Raw genomic sequence first — 792 nt, 5'->3', positions numbered from 1 at the left:
CAAAATATCGGCGGATACGCCTGTTTCTTAGATCTTGCGCGGATACGCGCTTCTTCCATGCCGGATACGGCAGGTCTCCACATAACAGGTAGTCCACGGTATATCTGCCTGTGTTTATGCTGCTTTTCGCAGTTCCATTTCTGAAATTAAGTCTCTCAAATCCGCATAAACACATGAGGTTCTACGCTTTACTGCAGGAACTTTTGCCTCCAGCAAAGACCTTTCCGTTTCCGGTAAGGGTTTTAAAATTTCACGGATAAAATATCTTGCTCCAATATTGTACGATGCAGATAAATCACAATTATATCTCTTTCCATTCTGAAAGGTACACAGACGGTGATCCTGTATATCACGGTCAATTTTTCCAGATCCGTCAAACGCAAGCCTGCTCGTATTCCATGCACAGATTCGGGAAATCCGTATTCCTTTTCTATGTGCCTGCTGTCCGCATCGTTTCTGGATATCCCGTTTTCTCCACATCTGCAGTTTCTGCTTTTTCTTCCCGGAAAGTTTTCCTTTCATTTCCAGATATTCGAAAACAATCACATCTGCCCTATTTTCTGATGCATAGAAAACGATTTCCCTGGCAATCTTTTTACCAAGCTCTGTATTCAGACGTTTTGCATATGCCCATCTTCCCTGCACCTGACGCGATCCATGTTCCCGCTGAAATCTTCGGATCCGTCCCAGCACACGGTACATCCGGTCTTTGTCACTGGGAAAGTTAATAAACTTTCTCCCCAGGATAGTTCCGTCTGGACGCATGATGGTACAGACTGCATCCGTATTGAT

1 pseudogene is annotated in these 792 nt (G+C 44.4%); it reads right to left on the bottom strand.

Features of this window, described 5'->3' with window-relative positions:
* Positions 1 to 114 precede the first annotated feature (114 nt).
* A pseudogene (locus tag DXD92_RS19120) lies at positions 115 to 792 on the bottom strand (IS200/IS605 family accessory protein TnpB-related protein); the annotation flags it as partial.

The sequence above is a fragment of the Blautia sp. TM10-2 genome (genome assembly GCF_003480845.1).
GTDB lineage: Bacteria > Bacillota > Clostridia > Lachnospirales > Lachnospiraceae > Fusicatenibacter > Fusicatenibacter saccharivorans.
The sequence above is the reverse complement of the archived record's forward strand: the minus strand, read 5'-3'. Positions and strand labels throughout refer to the sequence as shown.